The following is a 2300-nucleotide window of genomic DNA, read 5'->3' as shown; positions in this document are numbered from 1 at the left end:
GACTGGGGTCTGATTTAATGCCACTGCTTTTCTTTGATGTCCCCATATTGAGGAGCCCGATAGTCCCGCCTTCTTAGGTTCAAGACTAATCGGGTTTTTTCTTGCCTGAAATTTGAGCCCTTATCTATCAATATCTTACAACCATTTCGCATAGCCATTGGCGATGAAATGGCGATGCTATCATTATGGATAAAGGCTCAATCAATAGAATAGAACACCATCCCTCCAGCTAAATCACCACCGCTCGTTATTAAATTGCCCAAATCGTTCACCGTGGGCGTAACAAAAACCGTCAATATCTGGAAAAAGGGTGATATGCCGGATATCAAAAGTTCCAGCTAAAAGCTCCAATGCCATTTTTTTTAAGCTAGGGGATATAGCTATAGCTAAGAATGCATGTGGGTCACTCTCAAAAGCCAAACTTCCCATTTTATGTTCACAAACAGAGCTATATAAGAAATGTGCGCTTTGAGCAGCTATTCTCTTTGTCACTACAGGAGGTTGCCATGTTTGGGGATGACTATCATCGTTGTATTGCCCCTGTAGGAATATTTCGTTATAGGGACGATTTTCAGGTTTAGTCTCTACACCGCCTAATCCATCCGAATGTAAACCAAACAGAAGCCCTGTTTTATTCGGTTCTGATCTACAGGCAAACCATAAAGCTACTAAAATGTTTCTTGAGCAATCAATCAATCTTGTAGCAGCGCCATGATGTTGAAGTTTTGCTAGCAATTCGAAGTCTGAAAGTCTTCGTCCATTTTCATAGCCATAGCCTTGATGCCTAGCCTGACGCAGAAGCCAGTTCTCATACATCCTCATACCGTGCTCTGTTACTGAACTTGAATCTAAATTCAAACGCCTATATGCAGAACTGTGAATTGGCCATTCGAAGTTACCCTGCCCTCTCCACATATATACATTATTACGCCGAGCATTATGGGTCTGTACTAATTCCAGTATCTGACTAAAATTTTTAGGTGACGCCATTGAACCAAATACTTCTGATTCTTTAACTTTCATTTCCGATCCTATTTTTATTTGAGTGTAAAAAATCACTTCAAGCTTAGTTAAATATATTGCCTCACTATTTTCAGTTTGCGAATTTTAATTATCACTCTTACAACCTGCACTAGCTCTAGCCTGACTGCATTTTTCATAAAACATATAAAACCACGTAAAGAGATATAACCAACTACGCAATTCACACAATCCCCTTTAAATTCAATGCACTAACATTTTTACGCGATCCACCCCGAGATCCAAAAACTGAAAAACACTGAAATTCTTTTCAATCTTTTCAGTTGGCAAAATGCTGCAAAGCCCCAGCCACGGCGCAGGCTGGCGAGGTGTTTTGTAGGGATTTAAAACTGAAAAAACTTTATAACGCAAAGTGTGCAGGCGGGTGCGGTGTAGTGCCGTTTCCGTCATGATTACGTTTCTTCCGTGGCATGTTCCGCTACGTGTGCGGGGCGTGGCTGACGGGTTAAGCGACCATAGGCCAACATCGCTTTGATAGTTTCTGAATCCAAACCGGTTAACTCGGCATATCTCTCAACTGTGACGTGAGGAGTTAGAAGAGTGATTGAAATATTAGGTCTCATGATGCAACATCCCCTATTCGCTTGTGGTGAGCGGTAGTAAAGATTAATAACGGGTGGTTATTCACTTTCCGAGATGAACTCAGTCTCTCGAAAAGTGAGTTTAAATCAATAAACTTCACTTTCCGAGATGAACATGGATCTTCGACGTGGTGGCCAAGCGGCAATTGACCGGATGCTGGAGGCTTATGGCTTCAGTACAAAGCAGGCTTTATGTGAGCAATTAGGCATATCTGCCAGTACATTAGCCAACCGTTATCTGCGTGATACTTTTCCCGCAGACCTCGTGATTCAGTGTGCTTTAGAGACTGGCGCATCACTGCGTTGGTTAACTACTGGTGAGGGCGCGATGTATGAAAATGCTAAACAGCTTGATATCGTGCAGATTCCTCGCCAAAAGTTGTTAGACGGCAAACTCTACGATTCAAATTTCCATTTGTTCGATAAGGCGTTCTTGCCTGATGGATTGAAAGACCCGGTTGTTATCCTTGATGGTGATGTCACCTATATTGCTGACCGTAAGTTCGATGAAGTACAGGATGGAAAGTGGGTTGTTGATATAGAGGGAAAGGTTAGTGTGCGAGACATTATTCGTATTCCGGGCGGAAAAGTGCGGGTAGAGGGCGGTAAGTTTGCTTTTGAGTGCTCAATTAATGAAATTCATTTTGTATCAGCCATAGTATTGTTCATTTTAAAAAA

The 2300-nt window shown here is 42.0% G+C and carries 3 protein-coding genes and 1 pseudogene; 1 reads left to right on the top strand and 3 read right to left on the bottom strand.

The features are described 5' to 3' along the window. Positions 1-234 precede the first annotated feature (234 nt). The 3 genes and pseudogenes from V1952_RS21295 to V1952_RS21285 form a co-directional block, all read right to left on the bottom strand. Positions 235-1023, bottom strand: coding sequence for an FRG domain-containing protein (locus tag V1952_RS21295; RefSeq protein WP_301210423.1), 789 nt, complete (start codon positions 1021-1023; stop codon positions 235-237). Between the two features lie 201 nt (positions 1024-1224). Beyond that, positions 1225-1431, bottom strand: coding sequence for a hypothetical protein (locus tag V1952_RS21290; protein WP_420075496.1), 207 nt, complete (start codon positions 1429-1431; stop codon positions 1225-1227). A gap of 50 nt (positions 1432-1481) precedes the next feature. Continuing rightward, positions 1482-1604, bottom strand: a pseudogene (locus V1952_RS21285) (regulator); the annotation flags it as partial. Between the two features lie 133 nt (positions 1605-1737). Between V1952_RS21285 and V1952_RS21280 the strand changes: the two are divergent. After that, on the top strand, positions 1738-2300 hold a 563-nt coding region (locus V1952_RS21280; protein WP_420075495.1), incomplete at its 3' end, for a phage repressor protein CI.

It is taken from the genome of Yersinia sp. 2542 StPb PI (assembly GCF_048593855.1).
Lineage (GTDB): Bacteria > Pseudomonadota > Gammaproteobacteria > Enterobacterales > Enterobacteriaceae > Yersinia > Yersinia enterocolitica_E.
This window is presented reverse-complemented; position numbering and strand designations above follow the sequence as displayed.